The sequence below is a fragment of the Bacteroides sp. genome (assembly GCF_019417265.1).
Taxonomy (GTDB): Bacteria; Bacteroidota; Bacteroidia; order Bacteroidales; family Bacteroidaceae; genus Phocaeicola.
The window spans coordinates 1-24,674 of sequence record NZ_DXVR01000013.1; the positions used below are offsets into that span (position 1 = coordinate 1).

The window sequence follows — 24,674 nt, forward strand, 5'->3', positions numbered from 1 at the left end:
GTCTAAAACACTCAGAAAAGCGAGCTGATTTTAGAACATAAAACTGAACACCCTAATTATCAACCCATACTTCGCAGTTGTTCCAAGGGTCTATACACCTCGACAAAAGGGTGTATAGACCCTTTATTGCAATATAACCGTTGGGTGGATTAAATGATATTTATGTCATCTCTGTGTTAGTAGTAACTCGAAAATCTCCAAAATAACCATTTTCAATAAATATCAGAAAAACGCATAATAAAAGGGAATAAATCGTTAAAATGGGTGTCTACTTCCTACGAAGTAGACACCTAAAACATAGGAAGTAGACACTTTGACAGGGGAATGCGCCACCTTTTTTTGATGAAAAACACTATCTTTGTGCCATGAAAGAAATAATAGAAACAATGCCAAGGATTGAATTAGCCCTGATCATCATCGGGGTGTTTGTACTCATATCATGTATTATCTTCGGATATGCCATGATACATGAGTACAGGATGTATCTTGAGAATCATTGGAAGGCTCGCTATAGCTTTCGTGACTTCATCAAGAGAGAACGCTTTTATATCTATTTGCTGTTGGCATCAATATTTATCTTCCTGACAAACCTCTTGTATTTTCTGGAGTGAGTTTCGGCTATAATGGATGAATTAGCTTTATGGTGGATACCTGTCTTGTAATTGGAGACAGATCCTTACCTTTACGATAAAAAACAAATGAATGATATGGTAAATTATTTGACAACAAAGAATCGACTGCTGATTGCAATGCTTGCATTTATTCTTCCTTTTTCTTTTGCGAAAGCAGAAGTAAAAGAAGATGGAAAGACTATTTCGCAAGGCTGGTATGTCGGTATTGAGGGTGGAATGCCTTTCGGTTTCTCTACTTTCTCAAGTTTCGGACACGACAAAACACATCTCGGTTGGGCTGCCGGCTTATATGGTGGCTATCGTTTCAACTCCATCTTCTCGGCTGAGTTATCTGCCAAGTATGGAGAAATGAACTTGTTTGCACAAGACTGTTGCGTAGAACGTAACTATTGGTTGGGTAGCGATGGTATGCTTTACAACGCAGGTGTCTTAGGCATGGACAGTTGGGAATATGCCAATCTGAAAAGCCATGTCAGGATGGGCAGGTATGGGGCAAGAGTGAACGTTAATCTCCTTGGGCTGTTCCATAAGACAGCTAACAGCCGATGGGATTTGGCAGTTTCACCTCATATATATGCAGTAACTACCAAGGCTGACATTCAGACTATAGCCGATGATGCCAAGGTGATGAAAGGTTCAACCAACTGGCATTTGGGTTATGGTGCAGACTTGCAGGTTGGCTACCAACTGACTTCATGCCTGAAATTGGGCATCTATTCCGGTTTGACTCGTCTTACCGGCGAACGTATGGATGGAATGCCGGAGCATCTGCATAAGAACAACTTTGTTTGGGAAAGTGGCATCAGACTGGGCATCAGCTTCACCAAGGCAAAGAAAAGGAAAATGATGGAAACCTCAACCATTCATCAGCCGGAAGTCCAGCAACAGCTGACTACCCCAGAGGAGAACACCCAACAGCAAGAGACGGTTGCCAAGGCGGATAAGGCAGAAACCAAGGTTGCAGAACAAGACATTGCTGAAACCTCAGAGGTGAAATTCCCTGTTATCTACTTCGATTTCAACAGTATCGCCATCAACCCTGACGAGGAATCCAAGCTGAACGAAATCCTCCATATATTAAAGGAGAATCCGGATATGAAGGTGACGGTGACAGGCTGGTGCGACACCAGGGGCAGCGTGGCGGTGAACAAGCGCATTTCTCGCCAGCGAGCAGAAACCCTGAAGGCCTGGCTGGTAAAGAAAGGCATAGCGGCAAGCCGCATTTCGGCTGCAGGTAAGGGAAGCGACGGATCTCGCGAAGCCCAGAAAGCTCGCCGAGTAGAGACAACAGACAATCATCAGTAACCCATAAAACACGGATAGAAAATGAAAGCAAAAAGAAGATTTAATATTTGGTTATGGGTGCTGTTATGCGTCCCATGCCTGTTGGTAAGTTGCGACCATGATGTTCATGATGGTGAGGATGAGGGTGGTTTGTCAGTATCGCTCACTTGGGCAGATGAAGCCGACCAAGGTACGGAAGTGAATGATGTGAAGCTCTGGATATTCAATGCCGATGACGGCTCGCTTGTAGAGGAAAAACATTATGGCAGTGCGCAGGAGGTGGCAAGCCAACGCTTCGCTCTTCCTGAAGGGCATTATCAGATATTGGCTATTACCAATCTCATAGAGCCATTCTTCACCACTGACCAGACCAGGGCTTTGACTAATTGGAACAATATCCAGATAGGTTTGACCAATCCTAAAGATGTGAAGCATAATGCTTATTTCGGAGTTGCCGACGTGAGGATAGACAACAAGGAAGGCAACTATGTGGTGCAAAACCCTATGAAGAGCGTGCTTCCGGAACTGACCGTCATCATTGAGAATGTGCCGAAAGGCACAGAGATGAGTGGTAAGGCATTAGATGCAGCCTGGTGTCTGTTCCCTACACAGAAGAACAGTGATGGAGACTACGGTTTGCCGAGCATAAAGCCAACGGAAGTGGAAATACCTACTATCCTGGCTACGGAATCAACCCTGAAATCGGAAGTCATTCGGCTGATGCCGACCATACAGGGAAGTTCCGCCTCTCATGTTTATCTCCGCCTCTTGCTCCCTGACGAGACCTTGCAGGAGTATGACATCACCGCTCCTGCGATGAAGGTTGGAGGAAAGTATGAGTTGCGACTCAACTACAACCAAATGCAGCCAAAGATGAATCTGGAAGCTACCATCAACGGTTGGACGAACCTCAACAATGAAGTAGAAATAAAATAATAATAACTTTTAAAATATTTATAAGATGAAAAAGATGACTAAGTTTTTCGCCCTTGCACTCTTGGCAGGTGCAATGGTTTCATGCAGTACAGAAGACACCGTACCTTCTACCCAGAACGATAAGGTAGCCGTGCAATTTACTGGTGGTATCAGCGTAAACACCCGTGCTGCCGGTGTAGCTTGGGCTGATGGTGACAAGATTGGTATCTTCATGATAGAAGCAGGCAAGACACTCTCTGCGGATGTAATCAAAGAGGGTGTTGACAATGTTTGCTATCAGTCAAATGGAAGTATAGCCTTTTCACCTATTTCTGGAGGTAAGACTATTTTCTTCCCGATAGATGGAGATGTGGACTTCTATTCTTACTATCCACAGACCACTGTCAATGACTACAAGGTAGCACTTGATGTAACAGACCAAACGAAACAAGAAACTATCGACTTCATGTATGCCAAGACAGAAGGCTGCAACAAAGCTACGCCACAGGTTGACTTGAAGTTCTTCCATAAGTTAAGCAATCTTATTTTGGATGTTCAACCAGGTAACGGTCTCACGCAAGAAGACCTTAAGAAAATGACTGTGACAGTGAAAGGCCAGAATACCAAAGCCACTTTCAATCTTGTGGATGGAACTATCTCTGGTGAAGAAACTCCTGCGGACATCACGATGAAAACTACCGAAGCTGGCAAGCTGTATGAGGCAATCCTGCTCCCTACAGAAGAAGCAAGCCGAGTGATAGAGTTTGACCTCAAGAATGGTTACGACGCTCCTTTTGTATGGACAATGCCTGTAAAACTTGAGGGTGGCAAAAGATACCACTATACAGTAGTAAAATTGAGTCGTTCTGCCGTAGATATTTCTGGAACCATTAAGCCTTGGACAGAGGCAGGAGACAATAATGAACATATAGCACAATAACAACTCTTAAATAACAAGATATATGAAAAAATTTAAATTCTTATACATCGCAGCCGCAGCATTGCTGTTTGCAGCTTGCGCTAACGAAGAAGACGGTATCGGCAACAATGGTCCTGTTGCTGCTACCGTACAGGCGGACATTTCCAACAATATCAAAACCCGTGGAACTGCAGACAACAACAGCTGGACAGCAGGCGATGCCATTGGCGTATATGTCACATCATCTGGCTATACAACTGGAGACAACAAAAAGTATGTAACAACAAATGGGGATGGTACTTTTGAAGCTGCTGACAATAACAACATCATCTATTTCAAGGACAACAAAGAGACAACATTTAGTGCATACTATCCTTATAGCGAATCCTTAACTGATGGTAAAATGGATTGGAATATGGCTGAGGTAGAAGAAAACCAACCTTGTATGGCTGATGTACTTTTTGCCTCAGGAGCTACTGCAAGCAAAGCATCTCCAATTGTGAATTTTACAGATATCGAACATCGCTTTAAGCATTGTATGAGTTTGGTTGAATTCAAAATTAAACCAGGGCAGGGTGTCAAATATAACAATTATAAATTCAATCGCTTAGAGTTGAAAGGAATATTTACAAGCGGTAAATTTGACACAAGAACAGGTTCGGTTGAAACTATTGGTGACAGAGCTACTCTTACTCGTCCTTTTTATGATGTACCTTTTGAAAGCGAAGAAAGTTTTGCTTATATCATGTTGCCGCAAAGCCTTGAAAGCAATAAGATGGATGTAGAGATTTACTTGTTGTTGAATGATAGCGAAGTAAAATACACAACCCCTATAACACCATCCACCAATGGACAATTTGAAGGTGGCAAAAAATATACATACAACATAACTGTTAAAAATACGGGGATTACTATAGAAGATGCTAATATATATCCTTGGGAAAATGGTGATTTAGGTGATTTAGATGCAGAAATAGAATAATTCTGATAAATAAGGTACTGAAATAGGGAATACAGGGTTAGTGAGCTTGACCGCTCACTAACTCACTAACAATAAAAAACTGAAGATTATGAAGACGATAAAACAAAGAATTTCCTATGCAGTAATGGGCCTTATGGCTATGGGCTTTACTGCTTGTACGCAAAATGAAGATATGGCTCCTACGCTGAAAGGGCAGGAAATCAATGCCACTTTCTCTGTTGGAGGTATGCAGACTCGTGTCAATACATTGGGAGACGATAACAATTGGGAGGATAAAGATAAGCTGAAAGTAAGTATATTTACTGATTATGATCCTGGTAGTACGGCTGTTCTTTCTTATAATGGAGCAGAATGGTCTCGTACAGGAAGTTTTCGTTGGTTAAATGAATACGAACAACATACAATTTTGGCTGTATATCCATCTGACATGGATTTTGGGATAAATAATCTACAGTATGATTTACAAACAGACCAAAGCAGCGAAGGTAAATTGAAAAACGCTGATCTCATAACTGGATATTGGTACGATATTCCTTTGTCCTATTATGTAGACATTCCTATGAAGCATCGCATGTCGCTGGTCACGATAGTATATCATGTTGGTACTGCGGATTATCCTAATATGGATATTAGTGAACCACAAGTGTATTCAAAAAACAACAGTGTTAGATTTTTTAGAGACCAAGACCAGGGAAAATTTGTAATGAATACACCTTCAGGTAATCCTGATTGGGTACAAGCCTGTAAGCATGACGATGGTATGTTTTCTGCAATCGTTATCCCTGGTTCCTACAAAGCTGGCGAGATTTTCGTGAAATTCAAGATAGGCGACCAAAACTTCCATGCAAAAATGAAGTCAAATACGGAGTTTCAAGAGGGCCATCGCTACACCTACAAACTCGATGTAGGAAAAGACAAAGTGGAACTGACCAGAATCAGCATAGATAATATGACTGGTTGGACAAACGAAGATGAACTCAAATAATTGGAGGAAAAAATATGAAAAAGATATTTCAATACATCATGCTGGCAGTCGTTACTATAGTAATGGCGTCATGCACAAGTGATATAGAAGAAACAACCGCAACAACAGGCAAAAGCAACGTACAGTTGGTTGTTGGTGAATTTCCGGCATTCGGAGATTCACAGACTCGTGCTATTGGTACACCTGATGAAGGCAAGACTTCATGGGCAGAAGGAGATGAGTTGCTTCTGGAGATGACCAGTAAGACTTTAGGGACTAAGTATGCTGCTTTTACATATAATGGCAGTAGCTGGGAATTGACAAGTGGCGAGTTGTCTTATAAAGAAGACGAAGTGCCAACCTTTCCTCATGTATATTATGCCCCTAATTACAAATGGGAAGCCGGCAAATTAGTTTTGAAAGAAGGCAAGGTTGCAGGAACGGATGAATATATCGAGGGAAAAGCCAATATCACCCCTAATGGTCAGGCTATAACCGTAAAATTTGCCGAGGCAACACGCAACTATTCCCGCTTGCGCATCGCAACTATGCCAAATAAGCAAATAACAGTTGATACCGAATATTTCACTCCTGCGGGCAGCAGCGATATGGAACAGGAAGGAAATTATACACTTACATCTGATGGAAAGGGCAATGCCTGTTTATATGGTACTTTTGAAAATAATTCCGAAGTAACAGTGAAATATAGAGAAGCAACTTTGAAAACTTATAAATTCTCGAAAGAAACAGAAAATGCTAAGAGTTATGCACTGGATGCTACTGTCATTTCGGCAAATAGTGCAGAAGAAATAAAGTCAGCTATCAAGCAAGAAGTAGCAAATAGCAAGACTGCTATAAGACTAAACCTCGCTTCTGATGCTGGCGCTAATGAGTTTAAGGCTATCCGTGAAGCTTTTAAGAATGTGCAAGATGCCACTATAGACCTCACTCTAATAGGATGCAAGGAAATTCCTGCAGATGGTTTGAAAGAATTAAAGGCTTTAAAGTCTATTTTTTTGCCTGATGTGACAAAAATTGGAATGAATGCCTTATCCCGCTGTGTGTATTTGGAAGAAATTTGTGCTCCGAATGTTTCTACTATAGATGAACGTGCATTTGCAGGATTTATCATGTTGGAAAAAGTAACTTTGGGAGAACTCACGGATGTGCGAGGAGAAGCAAATTCCGGAGGTGGTATTTTTGATGATGACAATTGGGCCCAATATATAGATTTGTATTTGCCCAAAAATCAGGAAGTCATGAAAGGTGAGTTTGACGAGAATAGCAATCAATATATTTGGAAGCCTACGGGTGAAAATTACTTTGCCCCAGACTTTGATAATGGTATATTCCTCGGCTATCAATTTAACTCAGTAAAGAGTTGGTGATGATAATATACATTAGTAAATACTGTTACAGTATAGTTTTTCTTTATCCTTAATCACTTGTGCAAACGATTATTAAACTCCTAAGCTGGGCAGGAGTATAAGGTGTCCAGCAAACATATTCACCCGCACTTCACGGGAAACGACAAGGGTCTATATGCCACGATGATAGGTGGGCGTATAGACCCTTCATCGTGTCTTGTTTCTTTATATTCTACAAACCTTCCAATACCCATTTCCATGCAGGTTTTATTTCTATTCTGAGTCCATCACGCACAATCTCCCCTTCATCCTCATAGGTGATTATCATAGCTCTCTTCAGAGGATGCAAACCATGCAAGGCTACTAATGCTTTCACTTCTCGCTCTATGGTTTCCCCATCGCTCATCTGATAGCTCGCCTGAACAGCCAGCCCCTCATCCGGCACATAGAAATCAACCTCTATGTTTTTATTATAATAGTATAAGCCCTTGGCGTATTTCTTGTATAATGTAATTGCGCAAAGGTTCTCCAGCAGAGAGGTGTTCGGATTGTTGATGAAGAGATGCAGCAGCCCATTATCTACAAAATAATGTTTTTTAATTGTTTCTTTCTCCACGAACTTGGAAACATAATTGTCAATAGAAATCAACAAGCATGATTCTTGCAGATAGCGAACATACTCCATTACTGTTGATGGGCTACATGGAGTACCGGTTGCTTTTATCAGATTGCTCAAACGATTCAAGGAGCATGGCTGTTTCACGCTTTCTGCCAATCTTCTTACACAAAGGCGTAAGGCATCCTCGTTCTTTATTTTGTGCCGAACCACCAGGTCATTAAAGAAAATACGATTATATAAGCTGTTGAGCCATATTCTCTTTTCTTGAAAATGTACAAGCTCAGGGAAACCACCCCAATCAAAGTAAGTTCGGAAATGGCGCTGCAGTTCATTTGCTTTTCGGCCATATTGCCAATTCTTTGAAAGCAAGACTCCAACAGCTTTCAGATATTCAGAAAAGCTATATGGAAACACGCTGATGCCCAGGTATCTTCCTCCCAACACAGTCTCTATGTCACGACTCAGCATTTTGGCATTACTGCCAGTTATATAGACACGATATTTTTGGTTGGCTAGACGGCGTGCAAAGTTCGCCCACCCTTCAACATTCTGTATCTCATCAAAGAAGAAGATGGGCTGACCTTCATACATGCTATGATAGGCTTGCAATATGAAATCGAAGTCTGCAACCGACATTCCTTGCAAACGTTCATCGTCAAAGTTGACATACACGATGTCTTCTATATCAACTCCATTTGTCAGCAATTGCTGTATTCTCTGGTATAGCAAATAGGATTTTCCTGCTTGTCTTACTCCTACAAACACATAATTGCCATATTCCTCTAAATATAGAGGACGCTGTACCAAATGAATACGACCTATATATTCTTGGCTCTCAGCTATTATCGTTCGAAACAATTCCTTTTCCATATACTTACCTTTGGGGATAAAAGTACGAATTTTATTTGATACTACAAAATTTAAAGGCTCTTTTTATTCGGTAGCAGCGAATAAAATGTCATAATTCTATTCGCTGTTACCGAATAAAATCAACAAACAGAACTACCTTTCTCTTATCAACAGTCTTCAGCCGAGTGTGGATTCTCTTGCCGCACGCATCTTTACCGAATCTTCAAGACAGCCGGAAGAAAACGACAAGGAATTTCAACCAAAACGCTTCGACGTTTTTAGTGAAACGTCGAAGCGTTTTCAAACGGATTGCAAATCCGTTGAAAATTCATTACAAAACAGGCAGATTTCATTCTATTTCGCCTACAGAGCGGAAGCACTTACAACTATCATAAAGGCATCAAAAGAACGCATAATCACAAATATGTTTACAGTATCCATTTATTCAGCTTACGCATAAGACAGTCCAACCGCCCATCAATATCATTTTATCAATACACAAATCCCCATAAATCAGATTTTCGGCTCCGGCTGCATCATAGCACGCAAAACAGCCATTCTCGGAAGACGGGATTTACATTATGTCAAAATGACAACTGTCGCCCGGCGAATACGAATTAACCTATATTATGCCGCCACGTAACAAATGTTACGGTCTGCCAGGTTTATTACCATTACCTTTGCAGCGAACAATTAAACATTAAGTAATATGGATTTAAGAAAGAGAAATGTTGGAGATATCGTAGCCGAAAGATTTTCTACGGCAAGTGTGTTCTATAAGTTTGGAATAGATTTCTGCTGCCACGGGCAGGTTGCATTGGACGAGGCTTGCAAGAGTGCGAATGTAGACGTGGACACTGTTATAAACGCTATAAACAGCAACAATACAGCTTCGGAGGGCGGTATTCCGTTTGCCTCCCGGCCTATCGACCTGCTTATCGACTATGTACTAAAGATTCATCACAGAGGCATCAGAAACAATGGTCCGGTACTTCTGGGACTGATAGAAAAGGTGAGAAACGCTCACGGAGAAAGACATCCTGAACTGAACGAGCTGTACGATTTGGTCAGTGTTTCGCTTGAAGACTTGGAGAACCATCTGCAGAAAGAGGAAAACGTACTGTTCCCGTATCTGCTTGAACTTTTCGACGCTTCGGAAAGGAGCGTAAGCATCGAGCCTATGCACTGCGGGTCGATAGCAAACCCTATAAGGGTAATGAACATGGAGCACGAGGCTGAAGGTAACAGATATCTGCATATCAAGGAGATTACCAACGGTTTTGAGGTGCCGCAGGACGGATGTAATACCTACCGACTCATGATGGCGGAACTGGAGAAGTTCGTAAATGCGCTGTTCGAGCATATACATATCGAGAATAATATCATGTTCCCGAAAAGCCTGGAACTTGAACAAAGAATGTTCGGATAATCCGGAATGGATTTTCAGAAAGGGGTGTTTCGGCATCCCTTATTTTTTTTGCAGATACACAAACAAAAAAAGTCCCTCAAATCTTCACGATTTAAAGGACTCTTTATTCGTTTTTTCCGGCCAATGGATTCCCCAATCCAAAAAACCGTCAGTGCAAGTACACTCTCAGGGATTCGAACCCTGGACCCACTGATTAAGAGTCAGTTGCTCTACCAACTGAGCTAAGAGTGCATCATTTTCGATTGCGGGTGCAAATGTAGAACTTTTATTTGAATTTACAAAACTTTTTATGCACAATTTTATCCGTTTTTTATCCTTTTATTCCCGCGACATATACTTGCAGGGCGTACAACGTGCACATTATCAGCAGATAAACATACATAAAAGGGATGTTGTCGTTTTAACAAAAAATTAACGGCTTATATGCTTTTCAGAGCAGTTTCAGAAGTTCATCGGTCAATATACGGCGCACTTCGTCCATCGGAACCTGTGTTCCTGTTTCATTCTCTATCGAGGTCACTCCCTTGTCGGTAAAGCCGCACGGATTGATACAGCCGAAGTATTTCAGGTCGGTATTCACGTTCAGCGCCAGACCGTGCATTGTCACGAAATGGCTGCTCCGTACTCCCATTGCACATATCTTCCTCTCGCGCGGTGTGCCTATGTCTATCCATACTCCTGTAGCTCCGTCCACCCTGCCGGACTTTATTCCGTAATGCGAACAGGTGCGTATCACTGCCTCTTCCAACAGGTGGAGATAGCTTTTCAGTCCGAGCTTGAAATCTTCCAGACAGATTATAGGATAACAGACTAACTGTCCGGGGCCATGGTAGGTGATGTCGCCTCCACGGTCGATACGGAACACTTCTGCTCCTATGCGCGAAAGCATCTCACCGCTTATCAGCATGTTTTCCTGATTGCCGTGCTTTCCTATGGTATATACGTGAGGATGGGTGCAGAAGATTATACGGTTTTCGTACGGCTGCCCCTCTTTGCGTGCTTCTATTACAGAGTTGAATATTTCCGTCTGCCTGCTCCAGGCTTCGGAATATGGTATGTATTTCCAGTCTTCTATTTTCATGATTTTAGATTTTACTCATAACAAAAATATGGGTTTTATCTTAATATTGCAAGAAGTATGGTGCAAAGCATAGCTGATACAGTAAAAAACTATTAAAATGTAAACATCAGATTAACTCTTTCAAGAACTTTCATTATATTTGTGATAATAAGAACTATCACAAAAACAGATTATGAATAAAAAGACGATTCTTAATACAGCCTTGGCATGTGGAGCCGTAGCGTGTTTTTCGCTGCAGTCCTGCCGGGAGACACAGTCTGTAAAACCGGCCAAGGTGTCAAGCATACAGGCAGATACATTGGTTGCCCTGAAGGCAGGAGATGAAGCTTCGCCCAAATGCAAGGTTTCTGTAGATTACATGTACCTCGAAGCCGGCGACGAAAAGGATTCTATTTCCGCCATCATCAACTCAAGGATTCAGAGCATCGCATTCGGTGATACATACAGCAACATGGGTCCGCAGGAGGCTATCCCTGCCGTAGTGAACAAATATACCAAAGAATACAGGGAGAAGCTGATAAAATTCTATGAGGCCGACCTCCATAACGGTATAAAGCCGGAAGACATACCGGCATGGTATAACTATGAGTATGAGATTACTTCGGAACTGTCGCTCAACAATGACAGCATCTGGAACTTCTCTGTGTCTACTTTCAAGGATACGGGAGGGGCTCATCCTAACACTACCATCAAATGGGCCAACCTGCTGGCTAAATCGGGCAAGGTGCTGACCAAGGACGTGGTATTCAGAAAGGACAAGGAGAAAGAGATTGTCGGTCTGATAATGAAACATCTGATAGACGAGGTGAACCAAAGACTGGAAACAGACACCATCACCTCGATAGAGGGACTGAAAGAGAACGGCGCTCTGCTTGATGTGGACCTTTATATACCGGACAACTTCCTGCTGCTCGAGGACAGGGTTTCGTTCCTGTACAACAGATATGACATTGCTCCGTACTCAATGGGTGAATTCATCATCGACGTACCTTACGCCGAGATTGAAACGATGCTGAACAGGGAATAGCTCTTATTTTTTAATTCTTAATTATTAACTCAATAAATGGAGATTATACAGAAATACTTTCCGGAACTGACAGACACGCAGAAAGAGCAGTTCATGGCTTTATACGATTTATACACTGACTGGAACAGCAAAATCAACGTGATTTCCAGAAAAGACATTACAAACCTGTACGAACACCATGTGCTTCATTCTTTGGGTATCGCCAAGGTGATTAATTTCCGGCCGGGTACTGAGATTATGGACCTCGGAACGGGTGGCGGTTTCCCGGGCATTCCTTTGGCTATCATGTTTCCGGACACTCATTTCCACCTGGTGGACAGCATCGGAAAGAAAGTCAAGGTGGCTACTGAAATTGCCTCAGCCATAGGACTGAAGAACGTTACTACGCGCCACTGCAGGGCTGAGGAAGAGAAACAGTTGTTCGACTTCGTCGTGAGCCGTGCCGTTATGCCTCTTACAGACCTTCTGAAAATCATCAGAAAGAATATCAAGAAGGAGCAGCACAATGCTTTGCCTAACGGACTTATCTGCCTGAAGGGCGGCGAACTTCAGAACGAGGTTATGCCGGTGAAACACCAGACTGTGATGTATGACCTGAAAGATTATTTCGAAGAGGAATTCTTTGAGACCAAGAAGGTGGTTTATGTAACTATAAACAAATGATTTTATGACTATCAAGTGCTTTGAATTCAATATGTTCCCGGTAAACACTTATGTGCTTTCGGACGAAACCAACGAGGCGGTTATCATAGATGCCGGATGTTATTACGAGGATGAACAGGAGATGCTGAAACAATATATCGAAAGAAACGGACTTACCGTGAAGCATCTGCTCAACACTCATCTGCATCCGGATCACGTGTTCGGCAATGCTTTCGTATGCAGGACTTACGGCGTGGTATCTGAGGCTTCGGCCGACGATGAATTCCTTATTCCTAAGATTAAGGACTACTGCCGTATGTTCGGAATTGCGATGAACGAGGATGTTCCTGCCCTCGGAAAGAAATTGGCAGACGGTGACGAAGTCCGCTTCGGAAACACAGTACTGAAGGTGATACAGGCTCCGGGACACTCGCCGGGAAGCCTTGTCTACTATAACGAAAAGGACGGCTGTCTGTTCTGTGGTGACGTTCTGTTCAGAGGCAGTATAGGAAGAACAGACCTTGACGGAGGCAATTACCGACAGTTGATAGACAGCATAAGCAACCGCCTGTTCACCCTGCCTGACGAAACAAAAGTCTATACAGGACACAGTGAGCCTACTACGATAGGGAACGAAAAGATGAATAATCCGTTTTTCAGATAAAACTCACAAACTTAAACTAATATAACCATGAAAAGTTTCTCATTTTCCGACCGTCATATCGGTATCTCGGAACAGGATATTCCTGTAATGCTCAAGAAAATTGGAGTAAAGTCTTTGGATGAGCTGATAGAAAAGACCATCCCGTCTGAAATAAGACTTAAGGAGAGACTGCCGCTGAAACCGGCTATGAGCGAACACGATTTTGCCGAACATATAAGCCGGATGGCAGCGAAAAACACAAGATTCAAATCGTATATCGGTCAGGGATGGTACGACACTGCCACTCCTGCCGTAATACAGAGAAATGTATTCGAAAATCCGGTGTGGTACACTTCGTACACACCTTATCAGGCTGAAATATCCCAGGGACGACTTGAGGCTCTTATCAACTTCCAGACTGCCGTATGCGACCTCACGGCCATGCCGATATCCAACTGTTCTCTATTGGACGAGGCTACTGCCGCTGCCGAGGCTGCCACAATGATGTTTGCACTGAGAAGCCGCAAGCAGCAGAAGGAAGGGGCTTGTACCCTGTTCGTGGATGAGGAGATTTTCCCTCAGAACCTTGCTGTTATCATGACAAGGGCTATTCCTCAGGGTATCAACGTAAAGACAGGCTCATACAAGGAGTTTGAGTTTACTCCGGATGTATTCGGCTACATCCTGCAATATCCTAACAACAGCGGTAGCGCGGAGGATTACAGGGAGTTCACCGAGAAGGCTCATCAGGCCGAATGCAAGGTGGCTGTGGATGCTGACATCATGTCGCTGGCTCTGCTGGTTCCGCCGGGAGAATGGGGCGCCGACATAGTGTTCGGCAGTACTCAGAGGCTGGGTATTCCTATGTTCTACGGAGGTCCGTCGGCTGCCTATTTTGCCACAAGGGACGAATATAAGAGAAATATGCCGGGACGTATCATAGGACTGTCGAAAGACAAATACGGTCATCTGTGCTACCGTATGGCATTGCAGACTCGCGAACAGCATATCAAGCGCGAAAAGGCTACATCGAACATCTGTACCGCTCAGGCTCTGTTGGCTACCATGGCCGGATTCTATGCCGTTTATCACGGTCAGGAAGGTATCAAGAGTATTGCTTCCGGCATTCACAGCACTACGGCTTGGCTGGCTAAACAGTTGTCAAAATTAGGTTATGTACAGAAGAATGCGGTATATTTCGACACTCTCAGACTACAGATGCCTGAGCATGTGAAGACTGACGAAATAAAGACTATATCTGTCGGCAAGGGTGTCAATCTGAGATATTTTGACAATGGCGATGTCGGACTGAGTGTAGACGAAACTACATCTGTGGCCGAAGCTAATCTTCTGTTAAGCATATTTACCATCGCTGCCGAAAAGCCTTTCACTGAAACGGCTGAAATTCCTGAAGGCTCGGTTATCAAAAAGGATATGAAGCGCCAGAGTGCGTATCTCACTCATGAGGTGTTCTGCAAGTATCATACAGAAACGGAGATGATGAGGTATATCAAGCGTCTTGAACGTAAGGATATTTCTCTGGCTCATTCCATGATTTCACTCGGCTCCTGTACAATGAAACTGAATGCGGCTTCCGAAATGTTGCCTCTAAGCAACGCCGGATGGATGAACATGCATCCTCTTGCTCCGGCTGACCAGACTGAAGGTTACATGGAGCTGATAACAAATCTGTCGGAACAGTTGGCTCTTATTACTGGTATGGACGGTGTGACTCTGCAACCTAACTCAGGTGCTGCAGGTGAATATACCGGTCTGCGCATAATTGCCGCCTATCTGAACAGCATCGGTGAAGGAAACAGGGACATCATTCTCATTCCTGCATCGGCTCACGGAACTAACCCGGCATCGGCTGTTCAGGCCGGATTTACCACTGTGACTTGTGCGTGCGACGAGCATGGCAATGTGGATGTGGACGACCTGAAACGCAAGGCAGAGGAAAACAAGGACCGTCTGGCTGCACTGATGATTACTTATCCTTCCACTCACGGAATCTTTGAAACAGATATAGTGGAAATCTGCAACATCATACATAACTGCGGTGCACAGGTTTACATGGACGGTGCGAATATGAATGCCCAGGTGGGACTTACCAATCCGGGAACTATAGGTGCGGACGTATGTCATCTGAATCTGCACAAGACATTTGCCAGCCCTCACGGTGGTGGCGGTCCTGGTGTTGGTCCTGTATGCGTGAAATCACATCTTGTGCCTTTCCTTCCGGGACATGCATCAACCGATAATGCTCTGAACGAGGTTTCGGCAGCTCCGTATGGCAGTGCCGGAATACTGCCTATCACATATGCATATATCTGCATGATGGGTGCCGAAGGTCTGGAAAACGCAACAAAGGCTGCCATACTTAATGCCAACTATCTGGCTGCGTGTCTGAACGACACATACGGAATAGTATATAGAGGAAAGAACGGTTTTGTGGGACACGAAATGATTCTCGATTGCAGAAGGCTGCATGAGGAAAGCGGTATCGACGAGAATGATATCTCCAAGCGTCTGATGGACTACGGTTATCATGCTCCTACCCTTTCATTCCCTGTTCACGGCACTCTGATGATTGAGCCGACAGAAAGTGAAAGCCTTGCCGAGCTGAACAACTTTGTAAACACCATGCTGAGTATCTGGAACGAGATAGAGGAAGTGAAGAACGGAACCGCATCTGCCGAAGACAATGTTCTGAAGAACGCACCTCATCCGGAATACGAGGTGGTAGAGGGAGAATGGGATCATCCTTACACACGCGCCAAGGCTGTTTATCCGCTGGAAAGCGTAAGACAGAACAAGTTCTGGATTAATGTGGCAAGAATTGACAATACATTAGGTGACCGCAAGCTGTTGCCAACACGGTATGGAACATTTGAATAAATAAAAAGACCTTAAAAACCACCACACTTGGTATCCCACGCGTGGTGGTTTTTATTATAATTCCGTATTGTAGAATTAAATTTTGAATATTAGAATTAAACCGAATCGGCGGTTACCGATTAATCAAAAGCAATGACAAAGATAGAGACAAAAGCTCAATACGACTGGGCTATAAAAAGAGTTGAGGAATTACTTCCGCTGGTCACAGATGAAACCCCTCTGGATGATCCTAACAGTATAGAATTGGAATTGCTTTCCAACCTTGTCGCAGACTATTCGGAAGAGCATTTTGCACTGGGAACACCAACATAGGTATTTGATACTGTTACACCATTCAACTCCTCTTCCTATACCCCAATATAGCCCATGCATTAAACACCAAAGCAAAGACACACAGGGATAGGAAATACGGAACAAGTTCGGCAAAACCGCTGCCTTTGAGATATACCATACGCATGACGCTGATAAAATATTTCAACGGATTGAATATTGTTATATACTGTGCCCAGTCCGGCATACTGGCAACAGGTGTGAGAAGTCCGCTCATAAGCAGGAATATCATTATGAAGAAGAACATCACGAACATGGCCTGCTGCATGGTGTCCGAATAATTGGACACTACAAGTCCCATACCTGATACGGCAACGATATATACCACAGCAAAGAGATATATCGTCAGAAGACTGCCAACAGGTATAAGCGAATACACAAACACAGCCAACAGCATACAGAGGGTAAAGACTATAAGACCTATGCACCAGTAAGGTATCAGCTTGGCAAGTATGAACTGCATACGGCTCGTAGGAGTCACGTTTATCTGCTCTATTGTACCGGCCTCCTTCTCGCCCACAATATTGAATGCAGGGAGAAATCCGGTTATCATGGTAAGGAGCATCACCATTATGGCAGGAACCATGAATACCTTATAGTCAAGATGCGGATTGAACTTGTATTGGGGCATAATCCTGAATGACTTTCCCACGGAACTTAGTGCTGTAGGTTGCGACATCATCATTTCCTCAGACAGCGATGCTGCAAAATCATTGACTATAGTAGAAAGATAGCTGCTGCCCAGAATTCCTTTAGTTCCGTTTACGGAATTGGACGAAATCATAACACCGGAAACTCTCTCTGTCTGTAGATTTTTCTCGAACCCGTCCGGAATGTCGAGTATTATATCTGCCTTTCCTGCATCAACATCCTTCAGTGCTTTTTCGCTACCGTCCGCCACTGACTGGAAGATAAAATATCCTGACGAAACTACCTTGCGCACCAGTTCGTCTGATGTCACGCTATGGTCGTTATCAACCACAGTCAGGCGGATATTAGTCACTTCCTGATTTGCAGCCCAGGGCATGATAAGCATCATGAAAAGAGGCATGGCTATTATCATCTTGGGAATGAATTTGTTCCTCATTATCTGCTTGAATTCTTTTTCCAACAAATATTTCAGCATAGACGTTTCAGTTTAAGCGGTTCTTGAATGTTTTCAGACTCAGTGCCACTAAGGCCACTGTGACAAAAAGCAGTATTCCTATCTCTTTCATGACAAACTGTATCTCTGCTCCCTGAATCATTATCTTTCTGATGGCATCGACATACCATCTTGCGGGAACTATGGCGGAAAGACACTGTAGCGGAAGTGGCATACTTTCTACCGGGAATATCAGACCGGAAAGGAGCATGACGGGCATCATAAGTCCCATTCCTGATACGAGCATGGCTGCCACCTGGGTATTAACCACGTTGGAGATAAGCAGTCCGAGCGACAATGCAAGGAAGATGAATATCACCGATACGAAAAACAGTAGAGACAGACTGCCGGCAATAGGTACTCCGAGCACATATACCGAAAGCAGTAGTATGGTTATAAGGTTTACCATAGACAATGTGAAATATGGTGTTACTTTCGAAAGAATGATATATATCGGTTTCATAGGTGAGACAAGGAGAATCTCCATTGTGCCGTTCTCCTTTTCGCGCACTATGGCTATTGAGGTCATCATGGCACAAATAAGCATAAGTATCATTCCCATTACTCCGGGAACGAAGTTGTATGCGCTCTCTGCCTGTGGGTTGTACAGCATCCTTATTTCGGGTATTATACGGCACGGGGCACTGCTACCTTCGGACAGTTCCTGCATGCTCTGTGCGAGGATATTTGATGCATAACCTGTTATCATTGACGCCTGATTCGGCTCCGTACCGTCGGTAATAAGCTGCACGGCGGCATCGCCTCCCTGATGGAGTTCATTCTCAAAGTCATCGCTGAACACCATGACGAGGCCTATCTCACCATACTTGAATACATCGTTTATACGCGATACATCGCGGATTTCTTCGGCTATAGTGAAATACTCGCCGGCATCGAAACGCTCCTTTATGGCTCTGGTTTCCATGCTTTGCGAAGGGTCGAACACTGCAACCTTGGTGTTTCTCACTTCGGTGGTAATGGCAAAACCAAACAGAAGCATCTGCACCATGGGCATACCTAAGAGGATGAGCATGGTTCTGGAATCGCGGAATATATGAAGGAACTCCTTTCGGACAAATGTAATATACTGTTTCATAACTGTCAATCTCCTTTTCGTGTAGCTTCGCGTGCCAACATGCGGAATACTTCGTCCATATCCGACACGCCAAATTTGTTACGCAGCACCATAGGACTGTCCAGCGCCTTTATCCTGCCGTCCACCATAATGGAGACGCGGTCGCAGTATTCAGCCTCATCCATATAGTGAGTGGTGACAAACACCGTGATACCGCTTGACGCCGCACCGTATATCTGTTCCCAGAAACGGCGGCGGGTGATAGGATCTACCCCACCTGTCGGCTCGTCAAGAAATACTATCTTGGGATTATGGAAAGTGGATACGGCAAATGCAAGTTTCTGTTTCCAGCCCAAAGGAAGGTCGCACACCATCGTGTCGCGCTCTGATTCCATATCTATACTGCGGAGAACTGCATCAGTCTTTTCGGCTATTTCTCTGTCATTCATTCCATAGATGCCTCCGTATAGGCGTAGATTTTCCCACACTTTCAAGTCTTCGTACAAAGAGAATTTCTGACTCATATAGCCGATATTGCGCTTTACCTTTTCGGGTTCACGCTCTATATCGAAACCTGCCACTGTTCCTTTACCCTCCGTCGGACGGCTCAGTCCGCAAAGCATTCGCATGGCTGTAGTCTTTCCGGCTCCGTTGGCACCAAGGAAACCGAAGATTTCTCCTTTCCTTACGTTGAATGTAATATGATCAACAGCCGTAAAATCGCCAAACCTCTTGGTCAGGTTCTCGGCCTGTATAACGTATTCTTCTTTCATTGCTCATCCTCCTTTAACATCAACATGAAACAGTCTTCCACTGTAGGCTTAATCTCTGTAATATCAATATTTCCGTATCCCTTATTAATCAGATATTCGTCAGGCATAGCGGCAGTAGCACTTTCAACCATAGTGACATGACAGCTTGCTCCGAATGAGAATGATGATTTTACATACGGACAGGAACGCAGGTCGTTCAGCAGTCCGTGCATATTGTCGGCTGTGACAGACCATAGCTTTTGCGGATAGGATGCTATGATATTCTCAGGTGAGTCTATACGGAGGAACTTTCCGTTCTGCATCAGTGCTATCCTGTCGCAAAGCCCGGCTTCATCCATATACGGAGTGGACACTATGATGGTTATCCCCTGGCTTTTCAGTCTCAGAAGCATTTCCCAAAACTCCTTTCTTGATACGGGATCCACCCCGGTAGTAGGCTCGTCAAGGAAAAGAACTTTCGGTTTATGAATAAGGGCACAGCTAAGTGCCAGTTTTTGCTTCATACCTCCCGATAATTTTCCGGCACGGCGAGTCTTGAACGGTTCGATATGCTTATATATATCTTCTATCAGATGGTAATTTTCCTTTACAGTTGTATTGAATACCGTAGCAAAAAAGTTCAGGTTTTCCTCTACGGTCAAGTCCTGATACAGCGAGAATTTTCCGGGCATATACCCTATTATACGCCGCACGGACGCATAGTCTTTCACTACATCAAAGTCTTCCACCACTGCACTGCCGCCATCCGGCAATATCAGTGTGGTGAGGAGTCGGAAGAGTGTAGTCTTCCCTGCTCCGTCCGGACCTATGATACCGAACAGTTCGCCTTTCTGAACTTCAAAGCTGACATTGTCAAGAGCCTTGATTGAGGTATATGATTTTGATAATCGGGATACTGATACTGAGGGCATTTGTTGAATTAAAAATTAATAATTAAGAATTAAAAACTCACCTCGCCATACATTCCGCGTTTAATATATCCGTCGTTCTGTACCTTAATCTTTACGGCATATACAAGGTTGGCACGTTCATCGCGTGTCTGAATGGTCTTCGGAGTAAACTCTGCCTTGTCTGAAATCCATGAGATTACTCCGCGATATTCCTTTCTGCCAGAGTCTCCGCTGTCGGCAAAAACCTTTACTTCCTGACCTATTTTAAGACCCGTAATCTGTCCGGAAGTGATATAGGCTTTCAGATATATATCGTTGATATTTGCCACCTTGAACAAAGTACGTCCCTGCACGGCAAGTTCTCCTTTTTCTACATATTTGGCCATAACAGTTCCGTCCACAGGTGATGCGATAGTGCTTTTGCTTATCATATCGTTCGTAAGTGCTATCTGAGCCTTTAAGGCTTCTGCCTGAGCCTTGGCATTGGCATTACCGTTTCGCAATGTTTCTGTTTGTGCATCTAACTGCTTCTCCAAGAGATTGATGGCAGCAGTGATATCGTCCAACTGCTTGCGGTTTCCGGCATTGGCTTTTACAAGATTTTCGAATCGGGTCTGCTCCTTTTTCTGTGTGTCTAACTGCTGGCGTATGGCCGCTGTCTGCTTATCCACATCGCATATACGGCTTTCTGCCGCCTTCACGTTAGCCTCAAGCTGGAGCCTCTGAAGATAAAGCTGTACGGTATCGATATATCCCACAGGCTTCCCCACTGTAACTTCTGCACCCTCGTCTATGTCAAGGTCCATAATCTCACCGGCTACTCTTGCCGATACCATTACTTCTGTAACTTCGAATACTCCTGAAGCATCGTACTTACTGTCGCTACCCGAACATGCTGTCAGTAGAGTCATTGCTGATATAATAGAAAGAAAGTTTCTCATATTTCCCTGTTTTTTATGTTTTGAAAAGTTTTTGCAAGGTGTTTTAAAAGGCTTTTAAACGGTATTTAAATGGTGTTTAAATGGTATTTAAAAGTCGTTCATCACATACTTGAAATCATATATGGCAAGCAGAAGCTGTATCTCGTGCAGAATCTTAGTCTGTACGGCTGAATGTTCAGAATTGATATCACGCATAAGGTCGGTGCCGGATATGGTTCCATTGGCAATCTTTGCCTCGGACGCTTTTCTGATGGAAGTCTTCAGGCGGATAATCTCGTCATCATACTTTATCTGATTCATGTATTTGTCTATGGCAAGTTCTTTCTGAGTCTTGTCTATATCCGTATTGAAAAGAAAGAGTTCACGCTGATTTTCCACCATATCAATATTGTTTCGTATCAGTTTTCTCCGGCCTTTCAGAGAATAGAAATTGCCTATATTCCAGTTCAGCTTTATTCCGGCCATGTAGTATGGCGCAAACTTATTTTCGAACATATCAAATCCCGGCTTGCCATATCCTCCTGTGGCGAAAAGGCTCAAACACGGATACAGCCCTGAATTGATACGGTTATAATCGCTTCTGTACTTCATCACCTGCGCATCGAACAGGCTCATTTCCGGTCGTCCTAAAGCATCGCTCTGCGTTGGACTTTCCGGCAAAGGTTTCACCAATTTTGTTTCCCCATCTATCTCCATACCAGTCAGTCTGGCAAGGATAGCGATATAGGTCTTCCTTGCTGTCACAAAATCTATTTCGTTCTGTTCCGCCTTAATCATGTCCACCCTGATGGCATCCAAGTCGGACTGATTGGCAATTCCGTTTTTCACATACGACTCCACCTGAGCATAGTTGTCTGTAAGGATTTTTTTCAGCAGCCTGTTCTGCTCTATCTGGGCATCAGCAAGCAGAATACCGAAATATATCTGGTTAATCCTTTCATTCACAGCATAGAGGCTGACCTCAATATTCCTCTTTTCCACTTCGGAAGATGATTTCACCGTCTCTTTCGACGATTTTATTGCCCCACCGTCCCAGATAGTCTGATTAAGGTCAAGCGATATGCCGTACTGGTCCCGGCTGAGATGCGGAATCTCAACTCCCTTAAAACCCATAGCCTCAAGGTCGATAGGAATCTTCGTTACATCGGACTGATATGTGGCCTTTGAGGAGAACATCAATTGTGGAAGATAGCCCTTGTTGAGATTGTCGATGTTATATTCTTTTGTCTTCTCTACCAGACCAAGCTTTCTGATTAAAGGATAATTCTCCCTGGCCTTGCTGTAGCACTCCTCAATGGTTATACTCGTCTGTCCGAAGCACAATGCAGATATGGCAACTGCAATGGCGGTAGTACATAGTCTTTTCATTCTATAACATAATATTAATTAGTGTCTTAAAATTATCACTTTATTTTAAGTTTAACAAGATATGCAACCTTATTTTTTCGGATACAAAAAAAAATCTGCCACAGACATAACATCCATGGCAGACTACTTAACTTCTATAAATTCTTTAACTTCTTTAACTTCAAAATTATGACAATCCTTCTATTTCACCGTTCACGATATCAATATGCAGAGCCTGTGGTTCCTTAGGCAATCCAGGCATACGCATCATTTCGCCGGCTACGATTACCAACATCTCAGCTCCGGCATTGATTACTATATCGCGTACTGTAAAGTTGAATCCTGATGCTACTCCATACAGTTTCGGGTCTGTAGAGAACGAATACTGTGTCTTGGCGATACAGATTGGGAAATGACTGAATCCGAGTTTTTCTATCATCTTGAGTTTCTTTCTTGCAGCAGGTCCGAACAATACCTGTTTTGCGCCGTAAAGTTCGCATGCCACTTTAGTAACTTTCATCTCTACTGAGTCTTCCTCATCGTAAGCAAATGAAAGAGGAGCAGACGGTTTCTTCTCTATCGTATCTACCACAAGATTTGCAAGTTCAACAGCACCTGCACCACCTTCTGTAAATGCATTGTTAACAGCAAATCCTACTCCCATTTCCTCGCAGTGCTGACGAACGAAAGCGATTTCTTCGTCTGTATCATTAGCATAGCGGTTGAAAGCAACAACTACAGTCTGTCCGAATGACTGGAGGTTTTCGATATGCTTGTCGAGGTTCTTAACGCCTTCGCGCAAACCTTCCATATTAGGTTCCTTGATTTTCTCAAGTTCCACTCCACCGTGCATCTTCAGTCCCCGAGCTGTAGCAACAATAACTGTAAGCTTAGGCTGCAGACCTGCCTTGCGGCACTTGATGTCATAGAATTTCTCTGCTCCGAGGTCGGCACCGAATCCGGCTTCTGTGATTACATAGTCACCGAAAGTCATTGCAAGCTTGGTAGCAAGAACAGAGTTGCATCCATGTGCGATATTGGCGAACGGACCTCCGTGTACGAATGCCGGAGTAGCCTCTGTAGTCTGAACGAGGTTTGGAGAAAGAGCATCCTTCAGCAATACTGTTATGGCACCTGCCACTCCAAGATCTTTCACTGTGAAAGGCTTGTTGTCGATAGTAAAGCCAAGGAGAATATTCTCTATTCTGCGGCGAAGGTCAGCCTCATCCTTCGCAAGACAGAGGATAGCCATGATTTCCGATGCAGGAGTGATATCGAAACTTGATTCGCGTGTGATACCGTTCGACTTACCGCCAAGTCCTGTAATGATATATCTCAATCCGCGGTCGTTTACGTCGAGTACTCTGTTCCACAACACTTCCTTCATGGCAAAACCGTTGTCCTGGTTCTGATACATATAGTTGTCGAGGAGTGCTGCTATCATGTTATGTGCAGAAGTGATGGCGTGGAAGTCGCCAGTGAAATGAAGATTGATTTTCTCCATAGGAAGAACCTGTGCATAACCACCTCCGGCTGCACCACCCTTCATGCCGAAACATGGTCCGAGCGACGGCTCACGCAAGGCACAGACAGCTTTCTTGCCTATTTTGTTAAGTCCCAATGCAAGACCGATAGATACTGTAGTCTTACCGATACCTGCCTTTGTAGGAGTAATGGCGGTTACAAGAATAAGATTACTGTTCTTTACTTTCTCTTCGTCGATGATTTCTTCTGATACTTTAGCCATATAACGTCCGTAATGTGTGACGTGTTCCAATGGCATACCGAAATTTGCTGCAACCTGTTTGATTTTGGTTAACTCAATACTGCGTGCGATTTCTATATCTGATTTCATATTCTTATTTTTATATGTTTGCAAAGGTAAGAAAAAAAACTATATATTTGTGAATGAAACAACAAAGT

20 protein-coding genes, 1 tRNA gene and 2 pseudogenes are annotated in these 24,674 nt (G+C 43.6%); 13 read left to right on the plus strand and 10 right to left on the minus strand.

Annotated elements, in window-relative coordinates:
- The first annotated feature begins 365 nt into the window (after nt 1-365).
- From QZ379_RS03025 to QZ379_RS03055, 7 genes are all read left to right on the plus strand, one after another.
- Nucleotides 366-611, plus strand: a complete 246-nt coding sequence (locus QZ379_RS03025; protein ID WP_291558236.1) for a hypothetical protein — start codon at nt 366-368, stop codon at nt 609-611.
- Nucleotides 612-707: 96 nt separating this feature from the next.
- Entirely contained in the window at nt 708-1,937 is a 1,230-nt protein-coding gene (locus QZ379_RS03030) for an OmpA family protein (RefSeq protein ID WP_291558238.1), read from the plus strand.
- A gap of 21 nt (nt 1,938-1,958) precedes the next feature.
- Nucleotides 1,959-2,852 (plus strand): FimB/Mfa2 family fimbrial subunit, encoded by an 894-nt coding sequence (locus tag QZ379_RS03035; protein ID WP_291558240.1) that lies wholly within the window; start codon nt 1,959-1,961, stop codon nt 2,850-2,852.
- Between the two features lie 25 nt (nt 2,853-2,877).
- Entirely contained in the window at nt 2,878-3,771 is an 894-nt protein-coding gene (locus tag QZ379_RS03040) for a fimbrillin family protein (protein ID WP_291558242.1), read from the plus strand.
- 22 nt (nt 3,772-3,793) lie between these two features.
- Nucleotides 3,794-4,732, plus strand: a complete 939-nt coding sequence (locus QZ379_RS03045) for a fimbrillin family protein (protein ID WP_291558245.1) — start codon at nt 3,794-3,796, stop codon at nt 4,730-4,732.
- A gap of 88 nt (nt 4,733-4,820) precedes the next feature.
- A complete protein-coding gene (locus QZ379_RS03050) occupies nt 4,821-5,717 on the plus strand; it encodes a fimbrillin family protein (RefSeq protein ID WP_291558247.1) in 897 nt (298 codons plus the stop codon).
- Between the two features lie 14 nt (nt 5,718-5,731).
- Entirely contained in the window at nt 5,732-7,084 is a 1,353-nt protein-coding gene (locus QZ379_RS03055; protein WP_291558250.1) for a leucine-rich repeat protein, read from the plus strand.
- Between the two features lie 211 nt (nt 7,085-7,295).
- Here QZ379_RS03055 and QZ379_RS03060 read toward each other — a convergent pair whose 3' ends face one another.
- Nucleotides 7,296-8,552, minus strand: coding sequence for an ATP-binding protein (locus tag QZ379_RS03060; RefSeq protein WP_291558253.1), 1,257 nt, complete (start codon nt 8,550-8,552; stop codon nt 7,296-7,298).
- A 688-nt stretch (nt 8,553-9,240) separates the two neighbouring features.
- Between QZ379_RS03060 and ric the strand changes: the two genes are divergently transcribed.
- A complete protein-coding gene (ric, locus tag QZ379_RS03065) occupies nt 9,241-9,960 on the plus strand; it encodes an iron-sulfur cluster repair di-iron protein (RefSeq protein ID WP_291558256.1) in 720 nt (239 codons plus the stop codon).
- Nucleotides 9,961-10,118: 158 nt separating this feature from the next.
- Here the strand turns inward: ric and QZ379_RS03070 are convergent.
- Both QZ379_RS03070 and lipB read right to left on the minus strand, forming a co-directional pair.
- A tRNA-Lys gene (locus QZ379_RS03070) sits at nt 10,119-10,191 on the minus strand.
- 199 nt (nt 10,192-10,390) lie between these two features.
- Nucleotides 10,391-11,041, minus strand: a complete 651-nt coding sequence (gene lipB, locus QZ379_RS03075; RefSeq protein WP_291558259.1) for a lipoyl(octanoyl) transferase LipB — start codon at nt 11,039-11,041, stop codon at nt 10,391-10,393.
- Between the two features lie 172 nt (nt 11,042-11,213).
- On the opposite strand from lipB, the gene QZ379_RS03080 reads away from it, so the two are divergent.
- The 5 genes and pseudogenes from QZ379_RS03080 to QZ379_RS03100 form a co-directional block, all read left to right on the plus strand.
- Nucleotides 11,214-12,068: a DUF3298 and DUF4163 domain-containing protein gene (locus QZ379_RS03080; protein WP_291558264.1), complete on the plus strand. Its 855-nt coding sequence runs from the start codon at nt 11,214-11,216 to the stop codon at nt 12,066-12,068.
- Between the two features lie 36 nt (nt 12,069-12,104).
- Nucleotides 12,105-12,731 (plus strand): 16S rRNA (guanine(527)-N(7))-methyltransferase RsmG, encoded by a 627-nt coding sequence (gene rsmG / locus QZ379_RS03085; protein ID WP_291558267.1) that lies wholly within the window; start codon nt 12,105-12,107, stop codon nt 12,729-12,731.
- A gap of 4 nt (nt 12,732-12,735) precedes the next feature.
- A complete protein-coding gene (locus tag QZ379_RS03090) occupies nt 12,736-13,374 on the plus strand; it encodes an MBL fold metallo-hydrolase (protein ID WP_291558270.1) in 639 nt (212 codons plus the stop codon).
- 27 nt (nt 13,375-13,401) lie between these two features.
- Entirely contained in the window at nt 13,402-16,251 is a 2,850-nt protein-coding gene (gene gcvP, locus QZ379_RS03095) for an aminomethyl-transferring glycine dehydrogenase (RefSeq protein WP_291558272.1), read from the plus strand.
- 132 nt (nt 16,252-16,383) lie between these two features.
- A pseudogene (locus QZ379_RS03100) lies at nt 16,384-16,560 on the plus strand (transcriptional regulator); the annotation flags it as partial.
- A 25-nt stretch (nt 16,561-16,585) separates the two neighbouring features.
- On the opposite strand, the gene QZ379_RS03105 reads toward QZ379_RS03100, so the two are convergent.
- From QZ379_RS03105 to QZ379_RS03135, 7 genes and pseudogenes are all read right to left on the minus strand, one after another.
- Complete coding sequence (locus tag QZ379_RS03105; RefSeq protein ID WP_291558278.1) at nt 16,586-17,707, minus strand: ABC transporter permease; 1,122 nt, start codon at nt 17,705-17,707, stop codon at nt 16,586-16,588.
- A 7-nt stretch (nt 17,708-17,714) separates the two neighbouring features.
- The gene (locus QZ379_RS03110; protein WP_291558281.1) at nt 17,715-18,821 is read right to left on the minus strand and encodes an ABC transporter permease; all 1,107 of its coding nucleotides are present in this window, start codon (nt 18,819-18,821) and stop codon (nt 17,715-17,717) included.
- A 5-nt stretch (nt 18,822-18,826) separates the two neighbouring features.
- Nucleotides 18,827-19,564 (minus strand): annotated as a pseudogene (locus tag QZ379_RS03115) (ABC transporter ATP-binding protein); the annotation flags it as partial.
- A gap of 5 nt (nt 19,565-19,569) precedes the next feature.
- Entirely contained in the window at nt 19,570-20,484 is a 915-nt protein-coding gene (locus QZ379_RS03120; protein ID WP_291558284.1) for an ABC transporter ATP-binding protein, read from the minus strand.
- A 29-nt stretch (nt 20,485-20,513) separates the two neighbouring features.
- Nucleotides 20,514-21,404, minus strand: coding sequence for an HlyD family efflux transporter periplasmic adaptor subunit (locus QZ379_RS03125; protein WP_291558287.1), 891 nt, complete (start codon nt 21,402-21,404; stop codon nt 20,514-20,516).
- Nucleotides 21,405-21,491: 87 nt separating this feature from the next.
- Nucleotides 21,492-22,772, minus strand: coding sequence for a TolC family protein (locus QZ379_RS03130; protein WP_291558290.1), 1,281 nt, complete (start codon nt 22,770-22,772; stop codon nt 21,492-21,494).
- A 166-nt stretch (nt 22,773-22,938) separates the two neighbouring features.
- Nucleotides 22,939-24,606, minus strand: a complete 1,668-nt coding sequence (locus QZ379_RS03135; RefSeq protein WP_291558292.1) for a formate--tetrahydrofolate ligase — start codon at nt 24,604-24,606, stop codon at nt 22,939-22,941.
- Between the last annotated feature and the right edge of the window lie 68 nt (nt 24,607-24,674).